At 67.1% G+C, this 22,422-nt stretch carries 24 protein-coding genes; 17 read left to right on the top strand and 7 right to left on the bottom strand.

The window, feature by feature from the left end:
• Positions 1 to 36 precede the first annotated feature (36 nt).
• Genes dapF through AC4LGL_RS11680 form a run of 3 tightly spaced genes read right to left on the bottom strand, consistent with a single transcriptional unit; the run spans position 37 to position 2,526 of the window.
• Positions 37 to 915, bottom strand: a complete 879-nt coding sequence (gene dapF, locus AC4LGL_RS11690) for a diaminopimelate epimerase (protein ID WP_491839344.1) — start codon at positions 913 to 915, stop codon at positions 37 to 39.
• A gap of 19 nt (positions 916 to 934) precedes the next feature.
• A complete protein-coding gene (gene miaA / locus AC4LGL_RS11685) occupies positions 935 to 1,843 on the bottom strand; it encodes a tRNA (adenosine(37)-N6)-dimethylallyltransferase MiaA (protein WP_491839343.1) in 909 nt (302 codons plus the stop codon).
• A complete protein-coding gene (locus AC4LGL_RS11680; protein ID WP_491838828.1) occupies positions 1,840 to 2,526 on the bottom strand; it encodes a class III extradiol ring-cleavage dioxygenase family protein in 687 nt (228 codons plus the stop codon). The genes miaA and AC4LGL_RS11680 overlap by 4 nt, the downstream gene beginning before the upstream one ends.
• A gap of 227 nt (positions 2,527 to 2,753) precedes the next feature.
• Here AC4LGL_RS11680 and AC4LGL_RS11675 point away from each other — a divergent pair, with 227 nt between their 5' ends.
• The gene (locus AC4LGL_RS11675; RefSeq protein ID WP_491838827.1) at positions 2,754 to 4,097 is read left to right on the top strand and encodes a DUF349 domain-containing protein; all 1,344 of its coding nucleotides are present in this window, start codon (positions 2,754 to 2,756) and stop codon (positions 4,095 to 4,097) included.
• 50 nt (positions 4,098 to 4,147) lie between these two features.
• Here AC4LGL_RS11675 and AC4LGL_RS11670 read toward each other — a convergent pair whose 3' ends face one another.
• Both AC4LGL_RS11670 and miaB read right to left on the bottom strand, forming a co-directional pair.
• Positions 4,148 to 4,798: an Rv2732c family membrane protein gene (locus tag AC4LGL_RS11670; protein ID WP_491838826.1), complete on the bottom strand. Its 651-nt coding sequence runs from the start codon at positions 4,796 to 4,798 to the stop codon at positions 4,148 to 4,150.
• Positions 4,786 to 6,375, bottom strand: a complete 1,590-nt coding sequence (gene miaB / locus AC4LGL_RS11665; protein WP_491839342.1) for a tRNA (N6-isopentenyl adenosine(37)-C2)-methylthiotransferase MiaB — start codon at positions 6,373 to 6,375, stop codon at positions 4,786 to 4,788. The genes AC4LGL_RS11670 and miaB overlap by 13 nt, the downstream gene beginning before the upstream one ends.
• A gap of 158 nt (positions 6,376 to 6,533) precedes the next feature.
• Here miaB and AC4LGL_RS11660 point away from each other — a divergent pair, with 158 nt between their 5' ends.
• From AC4LGL_RS11660 to AC4LGL_RS11645, 4 genes are all read left to right on the top strand, one after another.
• The gene (locus AC4LGL_RS11660) at positions 6,534 to 7,262 is read left to right on the top strand and encodes an amino acid ABC transporter ATP-binding protein (protein WP_491839341.1); all 729 of its coding nucleotides are present in this window, start codon (positions 6,534 to 6,536) and stop codon (positions 7,260 to 7,262) included.
• A 24-nt stretch (positions 7,263 to 7,286) separates the two neighbouring features.
• A complete protein-coding gene (locus AC4LGL_RS11655) occupies positions 7,287 to 8,096 on the top strand; it encodes a glutamate ABC transporter substrate-binding protein (protein WP_491838825.1) in 810 nt (269 codons plus the stop codon).
• A 63-nt stretch (positions 8,097 to 8,159) separates the two neighbouring features.
• Positions 8,160 to 8,840 carry an amino acid ABC transporter permease gene (locus AC4LGL_RS11650; protein WP_491839340.1) on the top strand — a complete coding sequence of 227 codons (681 nt, stop codon included), beginning with the start codon at positions 8,160 to 8,162 and terminating at the stop codon, positions 8,838 to 8,840.
• Positions 8,840 to 9,733 carry an amino acid ABC transporter permease gene (locus AC4LGL_RS11645; RefSeq protein WP_491838824.1) on the top strand — a complete coding sequence of 298 codons (894 nt, stop codon included), beginning with the start codon at positions 8,840 to 8,842 and terminating at the stop codon, positions 9,731 to 9,733. Before AC4LGL_RS11650 ends, AC4LGL_RS11645 begins: the two co-directional genes overlap by 1 nt.
• 28 nt (positions 9,734 to 9,761) lie before the next feature.
• Here the strand turns inward: AC4LGL_RS11645 and recX are convergent, their stop codons facing one another.
• Both recX and recA read right to left on the bottom strand, forming a co-directional pair.
• Positions 9,762 to 10,325, bottom strand: coding sequence for a recombination regulator RecX (gene recX, locus AC4LGL_RS11640; RefSeq protein WP_491838823.1), 564 nt, complete (start codon positions 10,323 to 10,325; stop codon positions 9,762 to 9,764).
• Positions 10,294 to 11,349, bottom strand: a complete 1,056-nt coding sequence (recA, locus tag AC4LGL_RS11635; RefSeq protein WP_055113217.1) for a recombinase RecA — start codon at positions 11,347 to 11,349, stop codon at positions 10,294 to 10,296. The genes recX and recA overlap by 32 nt, the downstream gene beginning before the upstream one ends.
• Positions 11,350 to 11,549: 200 nt before the next feature.
• On the opposite strand from recA, the gene AC4LGL_RS11630 reads away from it, so the two are divergent.
• The 12 genes from AC4LGL_RS11630 (at position 11,550) to hypF (ending at position 22,420) form a co-directional block, all read left to right on the top strand.
• Positions 11,550 to 11,879: a hydrogenase maturation nickel metallochaperone HypA/HybF gene (locus tag AC4LGL_RS11630; RefSeq protein WP_491839339.1), complete on the top strand. Its 330-nt coding sequence runs from the start codon at positions 11,550 to 11,552 to the stop codon at positions 11,877 to 11,879.
• 1 nt (position 11,880) lies between these two features.
• Positions 11,881 to 12,669: a hydrogenase nickel incorporation protein HypB gene (hypB, locus tag AC4LGL_RS11625; RefSeq protein ID WP_491838822.1), complete on the top strand. Its 789-nt coding sequence runs from the start codon at positions 11,881 to 11,883 to the stop codon at positions 12,667 to 12,669.
• 119 nt (positions 12,670 to 12,788) lie between these two features.
• Positions 12,789 to 13,844 (top strand): NADH-quinone oxidoreductase subunit B family protein, encoded by a 1,056-nt coding sequence (locus AC4LGL_RS11620; protein ID WP_044517805.1) that lies wholly within the window; start codon positions 12,789 to 12,791, stop codon positions 13,842 to 13,844.
• A gap of 97 nt (positions 13,845 to 13,941) precedes the next feature.
• Positions 13,942 to 15,741, top strand: a complete 1,800-nt coding sequence (locus AC4LGL_RS11615) for a nickel-dependent hydrogenase large subunit (protein ID WP_491838821.1) — start codon at positions 13,942 to 13,944, stop codon at positions 15,739 to 15,741.
• A gap of 3 nt (positions 15,742 to 15,744) precedes the next feature.
• Complete coding sequence (locus tag AC4LGL_RS11610) at positions 15,745 to 16,647, top strand: NifU-related iron-sulfur-binding protein (RefSeq protein ID WP_491838820.1); 903 nt, start codon at positions 15,745 to 15,747, stop codon at positions 16,645 to 16,647.
• Positions 16,644 to 17,276, top strand: coding sequence for a DUF5947 family protein (locus AC4LGL_RS11605; protein ID WP_491838819.1), 633 nt, complete (start codon positions 16,644 to 16,646; stop codon positions 17,274 to 17,276). Before AC4LGL_RS11610 ends, AC4LGL_RS11605 begins: the two co-directional genes overlap by 4 nt.
• Positions 17,273 to 17,929: a DUF6084 family protein gene (locus AC4LGL_RS11600; RefSeq protein ID WP_491838818.1), complete on the top strand. Its 657-nt coding sequence runs from the start codon at positions 17,273 to 17,275 to the stop codon at positions 17,927 to 17,929. Before AC4LGL_RS11605 ends, AC4LGL_RS11600 begins: the two co-directional genes overlap by 4 nt.
• Positions 17,926 to 19,245, top strand: coding sequence for a hypothetical protein (locus AC4LGL_RS11595; protein ID WP_491838817.1), 1,320 nt, complete (start codon positions 17,926 to 17,928; stop codon positions 19,243 to 19,245). The genes AC4LGL_RS11600 and AC4LGL_RS11595 overlap by 4 nt, the downstream gene beginning before the upstream one ends.
• A gap of 12 nt (positions 19,246 to 19,257) precedes the next feature.
• The gene (locus AC4LGL_RS11590; protein WP_110917949.1) at positions 19,258 to 19,377 is read left to right on the top strand and encodes a DUF6893 family small protein; all 120 of its coding nucleotides are present in this window, start codon (positions 19,258 to 19,260) and stop codon (positions 19,375 to 19,377) included.
• An 8-nt stretch (positions 19,378 to 19,385) separates the two neighbouring features.
• Positions 19,386 to 19,868, top strand: a complete 483-nt coding sequence (locus tag AC4LGL_RS11585; RefSeq protein WP_491839338.1) for a hydrogenase maturation protease — start codon at positions 19,386 to 19,388, stop codon at positions 19,866 to 19,868.
• A gap of 3 nt (positions 19,869 to 19,871) precedes the next feature.
• Positions 19,872 to 20,126, top strand: a complete 255-nt coding sequence (locus tag AC4LGL_RS11580; RefSeq protein ID WP_491838816.1) for a HypC/HybG/HupF family hydrogenase formation chaperone — start codon at positions 19,872 to 19,874, stop codon at positions 20,124 to 20,126.
• Positions 20,123 to 22,420 carry a carbamoyltransferase HypF gene (gene hypF, locus AC4LGL_RS11575; RefSeq protein ID WP_491838815.1) on the top strand — a complete coding sequence of 766 codons (2,298 nt, stop codon included), beginning with the start codon at positions 20,123 to 20,125 and terminating at the stop codon, positions 22,418 to 22,420. The genes AC4LGL_RS11580 and hypF overlap by 4 nt, the downstream gene beginning before the upstream one ends.
• Positions 22,421 to 22,422 lie beyond the last annotated feature (2 nt).

Genomic DNA, 22,422 nt, shown 5'->3' with positions numbered 1-22,422 from the left:
AGGTTGTCACGTGGGTCCGGCCGCGCGCACCCCAATTTAGAGAGCACAGTGTGCCACCGAGTTCTCCCACCACTCGTTGCTCAGTTCACCGCGCGCCACCAGTACAGAGGGGCCGCGCAGGAAGCTGGTGGACTCGGTGATCGTCACGGTGACCTCCCCACCGGGGATGCGCACCCGCAACGTCCCGGTATCGGCACCCTGACCGGCCAGGGCCGCCAGCGCGGCCGCGACGGTGCCGGTACCGCAGGAGCGGGTCTCGCCGACGCCCCGCTCGTGCACGCGCATCGAGACCGCGCCGTCCACCGGAGCGGTCAGGACCTCGACGTTGACGCCTTCGGGGAACAGCTGCGTGTCGAACGACACCGGGGCACCCACATCGAGTGCCGCCAACTCATCCTCGGTCAACCCGACGCAGGCCAGGTGCGGATTGCCCATATCGACGGCCAGCCCGCTGACACTACGGCCGCCGACGACGGCGGTGCCGGTACCGAACTGGTTGGCCTTACCCATCTCGACGGTGACGTCGGCGGCCGTCGCGTCGACGCTGTGCAACACCACCGGACGCGGACCGGCCAGCGACCCGACCACGAACTCGTCGGCGGATTCCAGTCCGGACGCGCGCAGGTAGTGCGCGAACACCCGCACGCCGTTGCCGCACATCTGCGCGATCGAGCCATCGGCGTTGCGGTAGTCCATGTACCAGTCGGCTGCCGCCACCCCGTCGGGCAGCCGCTCGAACACCCCGGCGGCCTGCGCGGCGCCCGCGGTCGTCACCCGGAGCACGCCGTCGGCGCCGAGACCACGACGCCGGTCGCACAGTGCGGCCACGGCAGCCGGCGTCAGCGACAACGCGGCGTCGAGGTCGGGCAGCACGACGAAATCGTTCTGGGTGCCATGTCCCTTCGCGAAAGGGATCGAGCCGAAGATCACCTGTTCAGGATACGTGCCGCCACGCCCGCAACGCGTCGTGCACCAGTCCGTCGGCTGCCCCGTCCAGCCACACCACCCGATGGTCACGCCGGAACCACGAGCGCTGCCGGCGCACATAGCGGCGGGTGCCGATGAACGTCGGCTCCCGCGCGGCCGAGCCGTCTCCCCCGGCGTCCAGGTCGGCCAGCACCTGCGCATAGCCGAGTGCCCGCGCCGCGGTGACCCCGTCGCGCAGCCCTCGACCGATCAGCGTGTGTACCTCGTCCACCAGACCTTCGTCGAACATCAGGTCGGTGCGTTGTTCCAGGCGCTGATCGAGAACGGCTGTGTCCCAGTCCAATCCGATGATCGCGGTGTCCCAGCGGGGTGTGCCGATGCTCGGCGCCGAGGCAGCGAACGGCTGCCCGGTGAGCTCCACGACCTCCAGGGCCCGCACGATCCGCCGGCCATCGGTCGGCAGGATCGACGCACCCGCGGCAGGGTCCACCCGGGTCAGCTCGACGTGCAGGGCGGCCACCCCCACTTCGGCCAGGCGGGCCTCCCACCGCGCCCGCACCGCCGGATCGGTGGCCGGGAACGTCCACTCGTCGAGCAGCGACTGGATGTAGAGCATCGAACCGCCCACGATCACCGGCACCGCACCGCGGGCCGCGATGGCCTCCACGTCGGCCGCGGCCTCCTGCTGATAGCGGGCCACCGTCGCGGTCTCGGTGACGTCAAGGACATCGAGCTGGTGGTGTGCGATGCCGCGCCGCTCGGCGACCGGCAACTTGGCAGTGCCGATGTCCATGCCGCGGTAGAGCTGCATCGCATCGGCGTTCACGATCTCGCCGCCCACATTCTCGGCCAGCGCGAGTGCCAACGCCGACTTCCCCGTCCCGGTCGGTCCGATGACCGCGATGGGCCGGGTCACGGCAGCCATTCGCCGACGAAGTAACCGACGCCGTACGGGGCTCCGCGGTAGAGCTCACGTGCCGATCCCGGCTCGGGCTCGGTCAGTCCGGCCAGTACCTGGTAGGCCACCCTGCCGAGCACGGTTTCGGGCAGCTCGGCCAGCGCCGAGAGGTCTCCGGTGGCCAGGGCATCGTCGACTTGCTGTTGGACCGACGCCGAGTCCGGGTCGTGCCCACCGGGGGCCGCCGGCGTGAGCGTGTTCAGGCCATCGGCGACCACGAGGACACCGACGGGATCCGGAGATTCGTCGAGGCGGGCGCGCAGCGCGCGCCCCCGGGCCAGCGCCTCGCCGACCTGCTCTGATGCGGCAAAGGCGTGCACCTCGATGTCGGCGCCGGGTGCCGCCTGTCCGCGGATCCACCCCGCTACCAGGGCACACAGCGGCAGTGCCACCGGATCGGCCGTCGTCCCGTGACCGAGAGCCACCGGGACGTCGGCGCCGTAGCCGGCGAAGGTCCCGGCACAGTCCGGCCCGTACACCGCCTCACCGGGGCCGACCCCGATGGCCAGCCAGCGCGGCGGTAGCGAACCCGCTGCGGCTATGACGGCCTCCCGGAGGTCGGCCACCTCGCTCGCAGCCGCTCCCACCAGTTCGGGCACCAGGACCGGTGTGGCGGGGACGATCGCGATGGCGCTCAGCACCTCACCAAACTAGTGCGCGGCCCCTTCTGGGCTGCGCGCCGAGGCCCGGTAGGACGCCCAGATCGGCCCGCCTGGGACCCCGTCCGCGCGAGTTTGTCAGGGCATTGCGCCTAAAGCCGTGGGCACGGCACAGCACGACCTGCTTCAATAGCGGACAAAGCGACAGCATCAGGCGCCGCGTCGCGCGGCAGATGCGCGGGCAACCGTGCGGAGTACGAGGAGCGGATATGACAACCAGTGAGCCAGGCGGAGCCACCCCCGAGCCGACCTCCGGGCCCACACCGAGGCCCACTCCCCGGCCCGGACCACCCCGCCCCGTTCCCCGCCCCAGCCGGGTCGCACCGGTGGTTGCCGTGGCGCCGGCCGGCGACCCACACCAGTTCGGCCGCGTGGATGCCGACGGCACGGTGTGGTTGATCAGCGGATCCGGCGAGCGTGTCATCGGCTCGTGGCAGGCCGGCGACACCGAGTCGGCGTACGCGCACTTCGGCCGGCGCTTCGATGATCTGCACACCGAGGTCGCCCTGCTCGAACGCCGGTTGTCCTCGGGCACGGGCGATGCGCGCAAGATCAAATCGGCAGCCGCAGCGCTGGCTGAAAGTCTGCCCACCGCAGCAGTTCTCGGCGATGTCGACGCGTTGAGCGCCCGCCTGTCGGCCATCCTGGAACACGCCGACGAAGCCGCCAAGACCGAGCGGGCCCAGCGCGACGAGCACCGCGCCGCCCAGACCGCACGCAAGGAGGCACTCGCCGCCGAGGCCGAGGACCTGGCGGCCAACTCCACCCAGTGGAAGTCCGCCGGTGACCGCCTGCGCGAAATCCTCGATGAGTGGCGCACCATCACCGGGCTGGACCGCAAGCTCGACGACGCCCTGTGGAAGCGCTACTCGTCGGCCCGCGAGACGTTCAACCGTCGTCGCGGCTCGCACTTCGCCGAACTGGACCGCGGGCGCGTAGGTGCCCGCCAGCTCAAGGAGGCGCTGTGCGATCAGGCCGAGCAGCTGTCCGGCTCGACCGACTGGGGCGCCACCGGTGCCGCGTTCCGTGACCTGCTGACCCAGTGGAAGGCCGCCGGACGCGCCGCCAAGGACGTCGACGACGCATTGTGGCACCGGTTCAAGGCCGCCCAGGACACGTTCTTCGGGGCCCGTAACGCCGCCCACGCCGAACGTGACGCCGAGTTCAAGGCAAATGCCACCGCCAAGGAAGCGCTGCTGGCCGAGGCCGAGAAGATCGACACGACGGATCTGGATGCAGCCCGCGCCGCACTGCGCACGATCGGCGACAAGTGGGACGCGATCGGCAAGGTTCCCCGCGAGCGCGCCGCCGATCTGGAACGCCGCCTGCGTGCCGTCGAGAAGAAGGTCCGCGACGCCCCGGCCGGTGGTGTCGACCCCGAGGCGCAGGCCCGGGCCGACCAGTTCCGTTCCCGCGCCGAGCAGTTCGAGAAGCAGGCCGAGAAGGCGGAGGCCGCCGGTCGGGCCAAGGATGCTGCCGAGGCCAGGGCGAGCGCCGAACAGTGGCGTCAGTGGGCCGACGCCGCGGCCGCCACACTCGGAGAGCGCAGGTAGCACCACGCTCCGAGGGCGTAAATAGCCCCCAGACCTGGGGCTGGGCGCAGCTAGGTCTGGTCGGGCTGGTCCGGCTTCTCACCGGCGGTGTCGGGCTTCGTGACGTCGGTCTTGGTCACGTCGGTCTTGCCGTCGCCGGGCATGGGGATGCCGAGCACGCCGTGCTGCTGATGCTTCGCGGCTTCGCGGCGCCGGTCCTCTTCGGCCGCCAGTTGCAGCGCGGTGCGCGACCACACCACGCGGGCCCAGTGGAAGGTCAGGATGATCACGGCCAGCCACCCGATGATCAGCCCGATTCCGGGGCCGGGATGGCCCGCAGCGGTCTGACGCGACCACACCGCAAGCATCCCGAGCGCGCTGGCCACCGCCGAACCGGCCAGGGCTGTCCAGGCCAGCGCCCAGCGGCGGGTGATCAGCGCCAGGGTGGAGAACCCGACCGAGAACACCAGCGCCAACCAGATGAAGACGCGCGACGGCAGGGAGATGCCGTCATTCAGGGCAGTGGCGTCACCAACCAGGACGTCGAACCCCTTGGTGGTGCCGGTGTGCGGCAGCACGAACGACAGCAGCACCACGAACACGAGGATGGCCACGACCATCGCACGCGGACCCGTGTCGAATTCGCGGGTCACCTTGCGCTCGACGGCCGCCAAGTCGTCCTTGAACCGGTCGAAGTCGCTTTCGTTGCTCAACAGCCACATCCTCCTGATGACGGCGGGGTTTCCGGCGCGCCGATCCGCGGCAGCCCCAGCCCGACGCCGGTACGCGGGCGCCGCCCCGCCTCATGGGCGTCGCCGGCGGGGGTACGGCGGTGGGTCGCCAGCGGGGCGTCGGCGATCAGATGGTGCGGCGCAGCGCCGGTCACGGTGGTGGTGACGATGTCGCCCGGCCGGATCCGCTCCACGTCGGCGCCGGGGCTGAAATGCACCAGCCTGCCGTCGCGGGCTCGGCCCGACATGCGGGCGGTGCTGGCGTCCTTTCGGCCCTCGCCCGTGGCGACAAGCAGTTCCACCGCCCGGCCGATCTGAGCCTGGTTCTCCTCCAGGGAAATTCGCTCCTGCAGCTCGATCAGCCGTTGATAGCGTTCGGTGACAACGGCTTTCGGCAACTGGTCGGGCATGTCGGCGGCCGGGGTACCGGGCCGGATGGAGTACTGGAAGGTGAAGGCAGTCGCGAAACGCGACCGCTCGACGACATCGAGGGTGGCCTGGAAGTCTTCCTCGGTCTCACCGGGGAAGCCGACGATCAGGTCAGTGGTGATGGCCGCGTCAGGGATCGCAGCCCGCACCTTGTCGATGATGCCCAGGTAGCGGTCGGCCCGGTACGAACGGCGCATCGCCTTGAGGATCCGGTCCGAACCGGACTGCAGCGGCATGTGCAGCGTCGGGCAGACGTTGGGGGTCTGCGCCATCGCCTCGATCACGTCGTCGGTGAACTCGGCCGGGTGCGGTGAGGTGAACCGCACCCGCTCCAGCCCTTCCACCTCGCCGCAGGCGCGCAGCAGCTTGGCGAACGCACTGCGGTCGCGGGGAACATCGGACCAGTTCGTCGGGTCCTCGCGCAAGCGCTCGTCCGCAGCAAACGACACACCGTAGGCATTGACGTTCTGGCCCAGCAGGGTGACCTCGAGCACGCCCTGGGAAGCCAGGGTCTGCACCTCGGCCAGGATGTCCCCGGGGCGGCGGTCGACCTCTTTGCCGCGCAGCGACGGCACGATGCAGAACGTGCAGGTGTTGTTGCAGCCCACCGAGATAGACACCCAGGCCGCGTAGGCCGACTCCCGCGTCGCGGGCAGGGTGGACGGAAACTCCTGCAGCGCTTCGACGATCTCGACCTGGGCGGCGCGGTTGTGGCGGGCCCGCTCCAGCAGCGTGGGCAGCGACCCGATGTTGTGGGTGCCGAAGACCACGTCGACCCAGGGAGCGCGGCGCAGGACCGAATCGCGGTCCTTCTGGGCCAGGCACCCGCCGACGGCGATCTGCATGTTCGGATCGGCCTGCTTGCGCGGGGCCAGATGACTGAGATTGCCGTAGAGCTTGTTGTCGGCGTTCTCGCGCACCGCGCACGTGTTGAACACGACGATGTCGGCGTCGGCGCCGTCGGGGGCCCTTCGGTATCCGGCGTCCTCCAGCAGGCCGGACAGCCGCTCGGAGTCGTGCACGTTCATCTGGCAGCCGTAGGTGCGGACCTGATAGGTGCGCTCAGAGCGCTCGTCGGCCGGGTTCTGTGCGGTTGGCTCCTCGCGCGAGCGCTCGTCGGCCGCGTCCCGGTTCACCATCGTCGTCACGGCCTCAATGGTACGGAGCCACCCGAAACGTCAACGCGGCGGATTGACGAGATCCGGGCAGGCCGGGCCTTCCCTGGGTAAGGTCACCTGCCATGGGTAGCCCCGGCGAGCAGCCGCAGGTCGACGACGCGGCGCCACCAGATGTGCCGATGATCTCACTTCAGGGAGTCAACAAGCACTTCGGACCCCTGCACGTACTCAACGACATCAACCTCGATGTGGGGCGCGGCCAGGTCGTCGTTGTCCTCGGACCGTCGGGTTCGGGCAAGTCCACGTTGTGCCGCACCATCAATCGGCTGGAGACCATCGACTCCGGCAGCATCGCGGTCGATGGCCAGGAGTTACCCGCCGAGGGCCGCAGATTGGCTCAGCTGCGGTCGGATGTCGGCATGGTGTTCCAATCCTTCAACCTGTTCGCGCACAAGACGATCCTGGAGAACGTCATGCTCGCCCCGGTGAAGGTGCGGCGCAAGCCCAAGGCGCAGGCCCGGGAGGACGCCATGGCCCTGTTGGACCGGGTCGGAGTGGCCAACCAGGCCGACAAATACCCGGCCCAGCTGTCCGGCGGTCAGCAGCAACGCGTGGCCATCGCACGATCGTTGGCGATGAACCCCAAGGTGATGCTCTTCGACGAGCCGACCAGCGCCCTGGACCCCGAGATGATCAACGAGGTCCTGGCCGTGATGACCTCGTTGGCCCGTGAGGGCATGACGATGGTGGTGGTCACCCACGAGATGGGCTTCGCCCGCCGGGCGTCTGATCGCGTCGTGTTCATGGCCGACGGAGCCATCGTCGAGGACGGACCACCCACCGAGTTCTTCGACAATCCGAAATCCGATCGCGCCAAAGATTTTCTCGGCAAGATCCTTCATCACTGACGCTCCGCCGAAAGGAACCCGCACATGCCCTCCGCGCCGTTCAAGTTGGTCGGTACCCTCGCGCTCGCGCTCGCGCTCCCCTTCGCCGCGACCGCGTGTGGCGGTGGTGGCGACTCCAGCAAGATCGTCATCGGCACCAAGTACGACCAGCCCGGCCTCGGCCAGAAGAAACCTGACGGCACCATGTCCGGGTTCGACGTCGACGTGGCCAAGTACGTGGCCAACGAACTCGGCTACCCCGAGGACAAGATCGAGTGGAAGGAAGCGCCCTCGCCGCAGCGCGAGACGCTGATCCAGAACGGTCAGGTCGAATACATCGTCGGGACCTACTCGATCACCGATGCGCGCAAGGAGAAGGTCGACTTCGCCGGGCCCTATCTGCTGACCGGGCAGAGCCTGCTGGTGCGCGCCGACAACAACGACATCACCGGGGCAGCGTCGCTGGAGAACAACAAGAAGCTGTGCTCGGTGTCGGGTTCCACCCCGGCTCAGAACATCAAGGACAAATACCCGAAGGTGCAGCTGCAACAGTTCGACACCTATTCGGCCTGCGTCGACGCGCTCAAGAACGGGGTCATCGACGCGGTGACCACCGACGAGGTGATCCTGGCCGGCTTCGCCGCGCAGAGCCCGGGCAGCTTCAAGATCGTCGGTGACACGTTCTCAGAGGAGCGTTACGGCATCGGTCTGAAGAAGGGCGACACCGAGCTGCGCAAGAAGATCAACGACGCACTCGAAAAGATGGAGTCCAGCGGCGCCTGGAAGGAAGCGTTCGAGCGTAACCTCGGCCCGGCCGGTATTCAGACCCCGGCGCCGCCTGCCGTCGACCGCTGACCCGGGGGCAACGCACCGACCGTGGAGCTCCTCAACGAGTACCTCGACAAGATCTCGGCATCACTGCAGATCTTCACCGACCACCGCGACGCGATATACGCGGCGTTCTGGACCACGATCCAGCTGACGGTGTTCTCCGCGATCGGTGCGCTGATCCTCGGCACCGTGCTGGCCGCGATGCGGCTCGCACCGACACCGGTGATGAACTGGCTCGGCACCGCGTACGTGAACATCGTCCGCAACACGCCGCTGACGCTGATCATCCTGTTCTGCTCGTTCGGTGTGGGCCAGACGCTGGGCATCACTTTGGTCGACCCGCATTCGCCGACCTCGCTCGCGGACAGCAACTTTCGTCTGGCCGTGCTCGGGTTGACCGTCTACACCGCATCTTTCGTGTGTGAGGCGGTGCGATCGGGAGTCAACACGGTTCCGCTGGGCCAGGCCGAGGCGGCCCGCTCACTGGGCCTGAGTTTCGGTCAGAACCTGCGAATAATCCTGCTGCCACAGGCTTTTCGGTCGGTGATCATCCCGCTGGGTTCGGTACTGATCGCTCTGGCGAAGAACACCACCATCGCCTCCGCGATCGGCGTGGCCGAGGCCGCCTTGTTGATGAAGGAGATGATCGAGAACACCGCTGCACTGATGACGGTCGGCGTGATCTTCGCGACCGGCTTCGTGATACTGACCCTGCCACTCGGGTTGATGTTCGGATGGCTGGGCAAGAGACTGGCGGTGGCACGGTAATGAGCGCTTCTGTCCTCTTCGACGCGCCCGGCCCGCGGGCGCGGGCCCGTAACTGGGTTTTCACCGTGCTGACCGCGGTCGTCGCCGCGGTGCTGCTGGGTTTCGTGATCTGGCGGATGTGGACCAAGGATCAGCTCACCGGTGCGAAGTGGGAGCCGTTCCTGACGCCGGACCTGTGGCGAACATACGTCCTGCCCGGCGTGCAGGGCACGCTGACCGCCGCTGCGGTCAGCATCGTGTTCGCGTTGATCCTCGGCGTGCTGCTCGGGGTGGGCCGATTGGCACCGATTGCACCGATCCGGTGGATCTGCGGTGTGATCGTGGAGTTCTTCCGCGCCGTCCCGGTGCTGATCATGATGATCTTCGCGTACTTCCTCTATGCCGTATACGACACGTTCCCGTCCAAGCATCTGGCGCTGGCCGGCGTGATCACGGGGCTGACCCTTTACAACGGTGCCGTGATCGCCGAGATCGTGCGTGCCGGTATCAATACGCTGCCGCGCGGGCAGCGTGAGGCGGCGGCCTCACTCGGCCTGTCGTGGGGACAGACCATGCGATTGATCCTGCTGCCACAGGCGGTCACCGCGATGCTGCCGGTGCTGGTGTCCCAGCTGGTGGTGGTGCTCAAGGACACTGCGATCGGCTACCAGATCACCTTTGTGGAGATGGTGCGCCAGGGCACGGTCATCGGGTCGGCCTACGGCAACTATCTCCCAGCGCTGATCGTGATCGCCATCTTGATGATCACGGTGAACTTCGCGCTGTCCTCATTCGCCACCTGGCTGGAACGACGAATGCGCCGTTCCAGCCGTGGACCCGCGCCGCTGGAACCCGAGGCCGTCGAACAGGAGGGCGCACCGGGCGCGCAGGTGCTGCACACCCAACGGGATTGAGTTCGGGTAGAGCGACACAATGCGGCCGCTATACCCGGCGCCGCTCCCGTTCGCCGGCCAGTTCGACGCTGACGACGTCGAAGGCCATCGACTGGTTGTAACCGCGACGGGCCAGCATGCCGACGAGCCGACGCGTCACCTTCACGTCGCCGTCGTCGTCATCGAGCCGCTCGCGACGCAACTTGTCCCGAACCAGCTGCTCGGCCCGTTGCCGCTCGGCAGCCGGATCCAGGTCGGCCAGCGCGGCCTCGATGACTTCTTTGTCCACGCCCTTCTTGCGGAGCTCGACGGCCAAGGCGCGCTTACCTTTTCCTGAGTTGGCGTGCCGGGACCGCACCCACTGTTCGGCGAAGTCCTCGTCATCGATCAGCCCGACCTCGGTCAACCTGTTCAGCACCTTGGCGCTGAGGTCTTCCTCGTAACCCCGTTTGGTGAGCTGTTCGATCAACTCGGAGCGGGTGCGGGCCCGCACGGTGAGCAGGCGCAGGCAGACGTTCTTTGCCTGCTCCTCACGTTTGCGAGGATCCTGCGTCTGCTCTCCGTCGGGCGTACCCGACGGCTCAGAAGTCAACCGGGGCGGGAAGGACGTCATCAGCCTTTGCCTCGGCGGTCACGACAGCACCGATACCGAGCTTCTCCTTGATCTTCTTCTCGATCTCGTTGGCGACATCGACGTTCTCCAACATGAACTTGCGGGCATTCTCCTTGCCCTGCCCCAGCTGCTCACCCTCGTAGGTGAACCAGGAACCGGACTTGCGGATGAAGCCGTGCTCGACACCCATGTCGATGAGTGAGCCCTCGCGGCTGATGCCGTGGCCGTACAGGATGTCGAACTCGGCCTGCTTGAACGGCGGCGAGACCTTGTTCTTGACGACCTTGACGCGGGTCCGGTTGCCGACCGCGTCGGTGCCGTCCTTGAGCGTCTCGATGCGCCGGACGTCGAGACGGACCGAGGCGTAGAACTTCAGAGCCTTACCGCCCGTGGTGGTTTCGGGCGAGCCGAACATCACGCCGATCTTCTCGCGGAGCTGGTTGATGAAGATCGCGGTGGTGCCCGAGTTGTTCAGCGCACCGGTCATCTTGCGTAGCGCCTGGCTCATCAGACGGGCCTGCAGACCGACATGGCTGTCCCCCATCTCACCCTCGATCTCGGCGCGGGGCACCAGAGCGGCCACCGAGTCGATCACGAGGATGTCCAGAGCGCCCGAGCGCACCAGCATGTCGGCGATCTCCAGCGCCTGCTCACCGGTGTCGGGCTGGCTCACCAGCAGTGAATCGGTGTCGACACCGAGCTTCTTGGCGTACTCGGGATCCAGGGCGTGCTCGGCGTCGATGAACGCCGCGATGCCGCCGGCGGCCTGGGCATTGGCCACCGCGTGCAGCGCAACGGTGGTCTTACCCGAGGATTCCGGGCCGTAGATCTCGACCACGCGGCCGCGCGGCAGGCCGCCGATGCCGAGGGCCACGTCCAGGGAGATCGAACCGGTGGGGATCACCGAGATGGGCTGGCGCACCTCCTCGCCGAGGCGCATCACCGAGCCTTTACCGAAGTTCTTGTCGATCTGGGCCATCGCCAGTTCGAGCGCTTTTTCGCGATCAGGGGCTTGCTGCGCCATGATGATGCCTCTCCAAGTAGTCGTGTTGACCGGTGTTCCGATCGGTTGGCCGTGACGCTAGGCCAGGGCACCGACAAGTCCGGATCTCCGCTCGAACACCGCCACAGTAAAGCGAACATCTGTTCGACTCAAGGAGACACGCCGTGTGCGCGGCGAAACGGGCCTATCGTGGGAGCATCCAGCCCGGAGACGGGGTAGCGATGCACGAGATGGCGATCACCCAGAGCGTTGTCGACGCGGTGTGCGAGCACGCCGCAGGCCGGCGTGTGCACAGCGTGAAGCTCGAGGTCGGCGCCCTGTGCGCGGTCGTCCCAGACTCCATGCTCTTCTGCTTCGACCTGGTCACCCAGGGCACGGTGGCCGATGGCGCCCGCCTCGACCTCGACATCCAGCCGGGTGCGGCACAGTGCCGCAGCTGCGGCACGCAGTTCGACCTGCCCGATCTGATCCTGTTGTGCCCGTGCGGAAGCGCCGATGTCAAGGTCACCGCCGGCCGGGAACTGCGGATTCTCTCGATGGAAGTGAGCTGACATGTGCGCAACCTGCGGCTGCGGTCAGGACGGGGCCGTCATCACCCTCGCCGGTCATGACCACCCCCATGATCACGACCATCCCCACGACCACCCCCACCAGCATTCTCACGGCGACAACCAGCACACCGAGACTGTCTCGCTGGAACAGAAGGTGCTGGCCAAGAACGACCTCATCGCCGAGCAGAACCGGCAGTGGCTGGCCGAACGCGGCATCCTGGCGCTCAACATCACCAGTTCACCGGGAGCGGGCAAGACGACACTGCTCGAACGGACCATCCGTGAGCTCGACGCCGACCGCCCGGTCGCGGTGATCGAAGGCGACCAGGAGACGTTGCTCGACGCCGACCGGATCCGGGCCGCGGGGGCACGTGCGGTTCAGGTCAACACGGGCGCCGGATGCCACCTCGATGCGGCCATGGCCGGGCGCGCCCTGGAGACCCTCGATCCCGAGCCCGGGACTCTGCTGTTCATCGAGAACGTCGGCAACCTGGTCTGCCCGGCATTGTTCGATCTCGGCGAACACAGCAAGGTCGTAGTCGTATCGGTCACCGAAGGCACCGACAAACCATTGAAGTATCCGCACATGTTCGCCGCGGCGGGCCTGGTGATCCTCAACAAGATCGACTTGCTCCCCTACGTCGACTTCGACGTCGAAACCTGTTGCCGCCATGCACGATCCGTCAATCCCGACGTCACGATCCTGCCGACGTCGGCGACCCGCGGCGACGGGCTCGACGCTTGGTACGCCTGGGTTGACGCACACGTAAACACCACGCCGGCGCACTAGCCTGTTGACAAGACAACCACCCAGGAAACTATCCCGGAGTTTGAGGTCTCAAGCAGGCTGCGCGCGGCTAAGCTCGAGCCATTGGGGCCGTCAGCCCTGGCCCCGGAAAGCTGTGACCTATGCCAACCGAGGCAGCAGTCAAAGCAGAAGAGGCACTGATCCACGTGCTGTGGATCAACGCCGGTCTGAGTTGTGATGGCGATTCGGTGGCGTTGACTGCCGCCACCCAGCCGAGCATCGAGGAGATCGCCCTCGGGGCGCTTCCCGGTCTTCCCAAGATCGCCGTCCATTGGCCCCTGATCGACTTCGAGTGCGGACCGAGCGGGGGCGCCGACGATTTCCTGTCGTGGTTCTTCAAGGCCGAACGAGGCGAACTGGAGCCCTTCGTCCTGGTCGTCGAGGGATCGATCCCCAACGAGCAGGTCAAGGAAGAGGGTTATTGGTGCGGTTTCGGCAACAATCCCGCGACCAACCAGCCGATGACCACCAGCGAATGGCTGGACCGGCTCACGCCCAAGGCCACCGCCGTTGTCGCCGTCGGCACCTGCGCCACCTACGGCGGCATCCATGCGATGGCCGGTAACCCGACCGGCGCGATGGGTGTGCCCGACTATCTCGGCTGGGACTGGAAGAGCAAGGCCGGCATTCCGATCGTCTGTGTTCCCGGTTGCCCTGCGCATCCAGACAACATGGCCGAGACCTTGACGTATCTGCTGTACATGGCCACCGACCAGGCTCCGATGATCCCGCTGGACGAGGAGCTGCGCCCCACGTGGCTGTTCGGCAAGACCGTCCACGAAGGATGCGACCGGGCGGGCTATTACGAGCAGGGCGACTTCGCGACCGAGTACGGATCGCCGAAATGCATTGTGAAACTGGGCTGCTGGGGACCTGTGGTCAAGTGCAACGTCCCAAAGCGCGGCTGGATCAACGGCATCGGCGGTTGCCCGAATGTCGGCGGCATCTGCATCGGGTGCACGATGCCGGGATTCCCGGACAAGTTCATGCCGTTCATGGACGAGCCGCCGGGCGGCAAGGTGTCAACCGCGGCGTCAGGCCTCTACGGCTCGGTCATCCGCAGCCTGCGGCACGTCACGGGCCACACCGTCGACAAAGAGCCCAAGTGGCGGCATCGCGGTACGAAGCTCGACACCGGGGCCACCCGCACCTGGTAGACCGGGCGGACCACCGGTTCGTCAGCACCCGACCGCGACGCCATCGCGTACGTCGGAGCCCGTTGCCTTACAGACGTTTACACGAAAGTGAAGTTCGATGACCGGAACAATAATTCCCGAGCCGTCCCAAGTGAAGCGCGAGCCCGGTCAACTGGTGGAGATGGCCTGGGATCCCATCACGCGCATCGTCGGCAGCCTCGGAATCTACACCAAGATCGACTTCGAGAACCGCGAGGTGGTCGAGTGCCACAGCACTTCGTCGATCTTCCGCGGCTATTCGATCTTCATGAAGGGCAAGGACCCTCGCGACGCTCACTTCATCACCAGCCGCATCTGCGGTATCTGCGGGGACAATCACGCGACCTGCTCGTGCTACTGCCAGAACATGGCCTACGGGGTCAAACCCCCGCATCTGGGCGAATGGCTGGTCAACCTCGGCGAGGCCGCGGAATACATGTTCGACCACAACATCTTCCAGGAGAACCTGGTCGGTGTGGACTACTGCGAGAAGATGGTGTCCGAGACCAACCCGAGCGTGCTGGCCAAGGCGGAGAACACCGCGGCACCACACGCCGACGCGCACGGCCACCGCACGATCGCCGACATCATGCGCGCGCTCAACCCGTTCACCGGTGAGTTCTACCGAGAGGCGCTGCAGGTCAGTCGGTGGACCCGGGAGATGTTCTGCCTGATGGAGGGTCGCCATGTGCACCCGTCGACGCTGTATCCGGGCGGCATCGGGACGACCGCGACCATCCAGCTGATGACCGACTACATGACACGGCTGATGCGCTACGTCGAATTCATGAAGAAGGTCGTGCCGATGCACGACGATCTCTTCGACTTCTTCTACGAAGCCCTGCCCGGCTACGACAAGGTCGGCCTCCGCCGCACCCTGCTGGGATGCTGGGGATCCTTCCAGGATCCCGAGGTCTGCAACTTCGCCTACAAAGACATGGAGCGCTGGGGCGACGCCATGTTCGTCACCCCCGGCGTGGTGGTGGACGGCAAACTGCTGACGCATTCGTTGGTCGATATCAACCTCGGGATACGAATTCTGTTGGGCCACAGTTACTACGAAGACTGGACCGACCAGGAGATGTTCGTCAAGACCGATCCTCTCGGCAACCCGATCGACCGGCGTCACCCGTGGAACCAGCACACCAACCCCAAGCCGCAGAAGCGGGACTTCGACGAGAGCTACAGCTGGGTGATGTCGCCACGCTGGTACGACGGCAAGGACCACCTCGCCCTCGACACCGGCGGTGGCCCGCTCGCGCGGCTGTGGTCCACCGCGCTCGCGGGGATGGTCGACATCGGCTACGTCAAGGCCACCGGCAGCAGTGTCCAGATCAACCTCCCCAAGACCGCGCTCAAGGGCCCGGTCGAGTTGGAGTGGAAGATCCCGGCCAAGGGCAGCAACACCATCGAGCGCAATCGGGCCCGCACCTACTTCCAGGCGTACGCTGCCGCCTGCGCGCTGCACTTCTGTGAGAAGGCACTCGTCGAGATCCGGGCCGGCCGCACCAAGACCTGGGAGCCCTTCGAGGTTCCCGACGAGGCCATCGGGTGCGGTTTCACCGAAGCGGTGCGCGGGGTGCTGAGCCATCACATGGTCATCCGCGACGGCAAGATCGCGAACTACCACCCGTATCCGCCGACACCATGGAACGCCAATCCGCGTGACAGCTACGGCACCCCCGGCCCGTACGAGGACGCGGTGCAGGGCCAGCCGATTTTCGAGGAGAACGATCGGGAGCATTTCAAGGGCATCGACGTCATGCGGACGGTGCGCAGTTTCGATCCGTGTCTGCCCTGCGGGGTGCACATGTACCTGGGCAACGGAAAGTCGTTGGAGCTGATGCACTCCCCCACTCAATCCGCCACCGGGGAATGACATATGACGCCCGCCGCTGATGCAGTCCCGGACCTCCCCGAGCAAGACGCACGATGGCGCACGGCGGGCGATCGCATCGAGAACCTGCTGCAGGGCTGCGCCGCAGGCGGTTCGGTGGCCCTGGATCGCGCCGAACAACTCGTCCGGGAGGTGACCGATCTCTACGGCGCCGCCCTGGCCCGGATGCTGCAGATCGCCGCATCCACCGATCCCGCAGTGGCGGATGCCGTCGCCGCTGACGATCTGGTGGCCAGTCTGCTGCTGGTGCACGGTCTGCATCCCCATCCGGTCGAGCGGCGCATCGCCGATGCGCTCGACGGTGTACGCCCGTACCTCGGATCACACGGGGGCGATGTCCATCTCCTGGAAGTCGCACCGCCGGTGGTCCGGCTGCGGTTCGCCGGAAGCTGTAAGAGCTGCCCGTCCTCGGTGATCACCCTCGAATTGACCATCGAGGACGCGATCATGGCGGCCGCGCCCGAGATCTCGACGATCGACGTCGTCACCGAGGATTCGGCGGCGCAGGTGATACCCGCCGAATCGTTGTTGGCCCGGCTGCACGGCGACGGGCACCGCCACGCCACGTGGCAGCCCGTCCCCGCACTCGCCGAACTCGTTCCCGGCGAGGTCGGCGGGTTCTCGGTGGCCGACGTCGCGGTGCTGGCCTGCCGGATCGGCGATGAGTTCTTCGCGTACCGGGACGGCTGCCCCCACTGCGGCAGCAGATTTGCCGGGGCCGCCCTGAGTGGCTCCGAATTGCGCTGTCCGCAGTGCGGTACCGGTTTCGACGTCGTCCATGCGGGGACGGCGGTCCACGACGCCACCGGCCTGCATCTGGAGCCGATCCCGGTTCTGCTGCGCGACGAAGTGCTGTCGATGGCGCTGGCCACGGAGATCGCATCGTGACCGGCCCACTGGACGTACTGGCCCGTATCCGGGCCGGCCGACCTGCGCCGGCGCAGGTCGCTGAGCAGTGCGAGATGTGCAGCGAACCGATCGGCGACGAGCATCGGCACGTGGTCAATGTCGAAGGCCGCCAACTGATGTGCGTATGCAGTGGCTGTTATCTGCTGTTCACCGACACCAGCGCCGCATTGCGCTATCGGGCCATCCCCGATCGTTACCTGGCATTCGACGACTTCGGCGTCGGCAGGCGTGAATGGGAGTCACTGCAGATTCCCGTCGGACTGGCGTTCTTCTTCCGGAACTCGGCGCTGGGACGGGTGGTGGCGTTCTACCCGGGTCCGGCCGGGGCCACCGAATCCGAACTCGACCTGGACACCTGGAATTCCGTGCGCCGCGCCGATCCTCGGATCGACCTGCTGGCCGAGGACACCGAAGCGCTGCTGCTGCGGGTCCCGGCCAACGAGAGTCAAGCGTTGTCCTGCCATCTGGTGCCGATCGACGCCTGCTACGAGTTCGTCGGCCGGCTGCGGATGCTGTGGCGCGGCTTCGACGGCGGCCAGGACGTGCGCCGCTACGTCGACGAGTTCTTCGACACGCTCGCCGACCGCAGCAAGGTGGTGGCCCGATGACCGAGCCCTCGGTGCCGAGCACCTCGGTGACGTTCTCCGTGCTGGACATCACGCCGGAACCGTATGCGGTGACGCCGATCCTGTCTGCGCGGGTGGGCGTGGCCGCCGTGGGTGAGGATCCGGTGCACGCCATCGCCCTGCGCTGCCAGGTACGTATCGAACCGCTGCGGCGCAGCTACAACGATGCCGAAGCGGCGGGCATGCTGGACCTGTTCGGCCCGCGGGAGCGTTGGGGCAACACGCAACGCAGTTTCCTATGGCAGCACAGCGGCGCCATGATTCCCGGATTCACCGGAGCCACCCAGGTCGATATGCCGTTGGAGTGCACCTACGACTTGGAGGTGGTGGGATCGAAGTACCTGCACGCACTCGACGACGGCATGGTGCCACTGCAGTTCCTGTTCAGCGGAACGGTTTTCACCCGCGGAGCCCGCGGCTTCGCCGTGCAGCAGGTGCCTTGGGACCGTGAAGACCATTTCGATATGCCGGCTTCCGTGTGGCATCAGCTGATGGCACAGCATTTTCCGAACACGGGCTGGCTGCGGCTGCGGCACGACACCCTCGACGAGCTGGCCAACTACAAGTCTCGTTGGGGCATGCTGTCGTTCGAGGCTGCGATCGACAACCTGCTGACCAGACAGGACATCCAATGAGCGGCAATCTGGATCAGGCCCTCGCAGTCGCCGACGCGGTCCTCTACGAGGGTTACCTGCTCTACCCGTACCGCGCCGACTCGCGGAAGAACCAGTCCCGCTGGCAGTTCGGTGTGCTCGGTCCGACCGATGCCGAACACGCGGGTCTCGGCGAGGACAGCGTGCTGTCCACCCAACTCCTGGTCCGTCCCGGGGACCGCGCGGCACTCTCGATGGTCGTTCGCTTTCTGCAGTTGCAGCACCGGGGTGTCGAGCGCAGCCGCGACGACGGAGCCTACGAGCCCGTCGACGAGCTGACCGTGGAGTCTCAGTCGTGGCTGAGTTGGGACGAAGCGGTAGAGCGCGCGGTCGATTTCGGTCCGTTTGCGATGGCCGACCTGGACGTCCCGAAGACACATCCCTTCGTCGTGGCTGGGGGCACCGAAACCGAAGACGTCCGGGGCGGCCGGTTGGTGCGCTCCCGGCGTGAGCTGCGGGGCGAGTTGACCATCGGCGCCGAACCCGACGGTGATCTGCTGCGGGTGAACCTGACCGTCCACAACACGGCGCCGCCCGTCGCCGACAAGCACGACGCCATCGCGGTGTCGCTGATCGGCACGCATCTGATCGCCGAAGTCACCGACGGCGAATTCGTCTCCTTACTGGAACCGGACGCACCTGCCGTCGCGGCGGTGTCGCGGTGTCGTCACCATCGGTGCTTCCCGGTGCTCGCCGGGAAACCGGGCGCGCACGACCTGATGCTCGTGTCGCCGATCATCCTCTACGACCACCCGGAGATCGCCGAACAGAGCCAGGGCGATCTCTTCGACTCGTGCGAGATCGACGAGATCCTCACGTTGCGGGTCATGACGATGACTGACGAGGAGAAAGCCGGCGCCCGGGCCACCGATCCCCGGGCAGCCGCGATCATCGACCGCTGTGACTCGATGTCCCCGGAGGCGATGCTCGACCTGCACGGTGTCCTGCGTGATCCGCGTGCCTCCGATCCAGCACTGATTCCGGAGATTCCCGACGGCGTCGATTGGTGGGATCCCCTGGCCGACAACGCCGTGGATCCCACCCTCGACGCGGTCCTGATCAACGGGGTGCGCGTCTGCCGCGGCAGCCGCGTGCGGTTACACCCGTCCCGCCGTGCCGACGCGCAGGACATCTTCTTCGCCGGCCGCATCGCACAGGTGGCCTCGGTCCACGAGGACGTCGAGGGCGAGCGGCACATCGGCGTCGTGCTCGACGACGACCCGGCCGCGGATCTGCACGCGTGGTACGGCCGCTATCTGTACTTCGCCGCCGACGAAGTAGAGCCATTGGCGCAGTGAGAGGAGTTCGAGATGGAAGTTGTGGGTTGGATCGCTGTCATCGCCGTCGCGGCAGTCGCGTTGGCGGGCGTCGTGGTCGGGGTCCGGTCTATCCCCGATGCTCGGCGATACCTCAAGATGCGTCGCATGTAGGAGGTGCGATCACGTCTTCAGTTCTGGTAGCCGGCATCGGCAACATCTTTCTCGGCGACGACGGATTCGGTCCCGAGGTGATGCGGCATGTGCCGCCGAGCCTCGCAGGTCCGGGTATTCGGCTGTGCGACTACGGGATCCGAGGCGTGCACCTGGCCTATGACCTGCTCGACGGATGGGATTCCCTCGTCCTTGTCGACGCGCTGCCCGGCCGGGGCCACCCCGGTGCGTTGCACGTGTTCGAGGCTGATCATGAAAGCAGTTCGAGCGCTACGGGTCTCGATGCGCACGCGATGGATCCGGCGGCGGTGTTCGCCAGCCTGCGGGCGCTGGGTGGTAGCCCACCGTTCACCGTCGTCATCGGCTGCGAAGTGGAGACGGTGGCCGACCGTATCGGGCTTTCGGAACCGGTTGCCGCGGCGGTCCCGGATGCCGTGAGGGCGGTACACGCCGCCGTGGCGCGCCTGTCGAACACGGTTGGGAAGGGTTGAGTCATGTGCCTTGGAATCCCCGGCCGGGTGGTCCGGATGCTGCCCGGATACGGAGGCCAGCTCGCCCTCGTCGATGTCGCGGGCGAGCACCGAAAGGTCAATGTCGGCATGCTGTCCGACGAGACCTTTGCCCCCGGTGACTGGGTGATCATCCACATGGGCTTCGCGGTCGAGAAGACGGACCACGCCGGCGCCGAGGCCGCGATGCAGGGCCTGGAGCTGCTGGGGCGCGGTCGCAACACCGAGGTGCCACCGTGACGGCGCGGCGACGGCTGCTCGTCGCAGTACACGGAGTCGTTCAGGGCGTGGGCTTCCGGCCGTTCGTCTACACCACGGCGGCCGTGCTAGGACTGGCCGGCTGCGTCCGCAACGACAGTTCCGGAGCCGTCATCGAAATTGAGGGAGCGCCCGACGATCTGGATGCCTTCCTCCGCCGGCTGCGCGACGACCCGCCCCCGTTGGCGGTGATCGAATCCGTCGACACCCGCTCGATCCCGCCCACCGGCGGCACCGGATTCACGATCGCCGACACGACCAGGGCCGGCGGCGGCCGCACCCTGGCCTCCCCCGACGTGGCGATGTGTCCGGAATGCACTGCTGAACAACGCGATCCATCGAACCGCCGGTACCGTCACGCCTTCATCAACTGCACCAACTGCGGGCCCAGGTTCACCATCATCGCCGCACTGCCCTACGACCGTGCGGCCACCACGATGGCGACTTTCGCGATGTGCGGCGAATGCGCGCGTGAATACGGCGACCCGGCCGACCGGCGCTTCCACGCGCAGCCCGTGTGCTGCCCCGGCTGCGGCCCGACTCTGCGATGGCAGGACGACTACGGTCCGCTCGTCGGAGAGGCCGCGCTGCGGCGCGCCAGGCGCCTGCTGGCCGACGGGGCGATCCTGGCGGTCAAAGGCATCGGCGGCTACCACCTCGCGTGCGACGCCGGCAACACCGCAGCGGTCACCGAGCTTCGCCGGCGTAAACGTCGCGGCGACAAGCCGTTCGCGGTGATGGTTCCGGACCTGGCCACCGCGCGCGAGATCGCCGAGGTCGACGACACCGCGGCCCGGGTGCTGTGCGGACCGCAGCGGCCCATCGTTCTCCTGCCCCGCGCGGCCGGTGCACCGGTCGCCGAAGCGGTGGCGCCGCGCAACCCCGACCTGGGCGTCCTGCTCGCCTACACGCCGCTGCACACCCTGCTGTTCGGATTCCCCGGTGATCCGCCCAGCCCGAGGGTTCTGGTGATGACCTCGGCCAATCTCAGTGGCGAACCGATCTGTTTCTCCGATGACGAGGCGCTTCGGCGGCTGTCACACATCGCTGACGGATGGCTCATGCACGACCGCGAGATCCTGGTGCCCTGCGACGATTCGGTGGTCCGGGTCGCCGACGGCGACGAGCTGGCCATCCGCAGATCCCGGGGGTACGCGCCCCTGCCGGTCGCCCTGCCGGTAGCGGTGCCGCCGACCCTGGCGGTCGGCGCCGACCTCAAGAACACCATCGCGGTGGCCGACCACCGGTACGCCTGGCTGAGCGCCTACATCGGCGATATGGACAGCCTGGCCACGTTGTCGGCGTTCGAGCGCGCAGTCGACCACCTGGAGGCTCTGACCGGCGTCGAACCTGAAACCTTGGTCTGCGACGCGCATCCGGGATACCGGTCCAGCAACTGGGCGCATCGCAATGCCGGGTCCCACCCGGTGAGGACGGTCCAGCATCACCACGCCCATATCGCCTCGGTGATGGCCGAACACGGCCTGGACGGCACGCAGCAGGTGCTCGGGTTCGCATTCGACGGGACCGGATACGGTCCCGACGGCACGGTGTGGGGCGGTGAGGTACTGGTCGCCGACTACAAAGGCTTTCGGCGGGTTGCCCATCTCGCGCAGGTACCGATGGTCGGCGGTGACATCAGCGTGCTGCGCCCCTACCGGATGGCGCTCTCGCACCTGTGGGCTGCCGGGCTGCCGTGGGACGCCGATCTGCCGCCGGTCCGCGCGTGTCCCGACGACGAATACCGGACCCTGGCGCATCAATTGGCGACCGGGTCCGGCGGCGTCGCGACCTCGAGCATGGGCCGGTTGTTCGATGCGGTGTCGGCGTTGATCGGGGTGCGACAGACGGCCGTCTACGACGCCCAGGCCGCCATCGAGCTGGAAGGGATCTCACGGGGCACCGCGGTGGGCACACGCCGGTATGCGTTCGAGGTGAATTCCGGTGCGTCACCGGCCACCATCGACCCGGGGCCCGTGCTCGCGGCGATCATCAACGATCTGCGCGCGGGCGTGACACCCGCGGTGATCGGTGCCCGGTTCCACCACGCCGTCGCCGGGCTCATCGTAGAACTGGCACTCGACCTGGTGGATGCGAATGGTTGCTCGGAGCAGCCGGTGGCGTTGTCCGGCGGGGTTTTCCAGAACCTGCTGTTGCTGCGCCTGACCTTGACCGGATTGCGTCAACACGGTCTGCGGGTCATCACCCACCGCCGGGTACCGCCGAACGACGGCGGTATCGCCCTGGGCCAGCTCCTGGTCGGGAATGCGGGGTGACG

The sequence above is a fragment of the Mycolicibacterium arcueilense genome (assembly GCF_058536225.1).
Note: the sequence above shows the minus strand (reverse complement) of the source record. Positions and strands in the feature narration are given on the sequence as shown.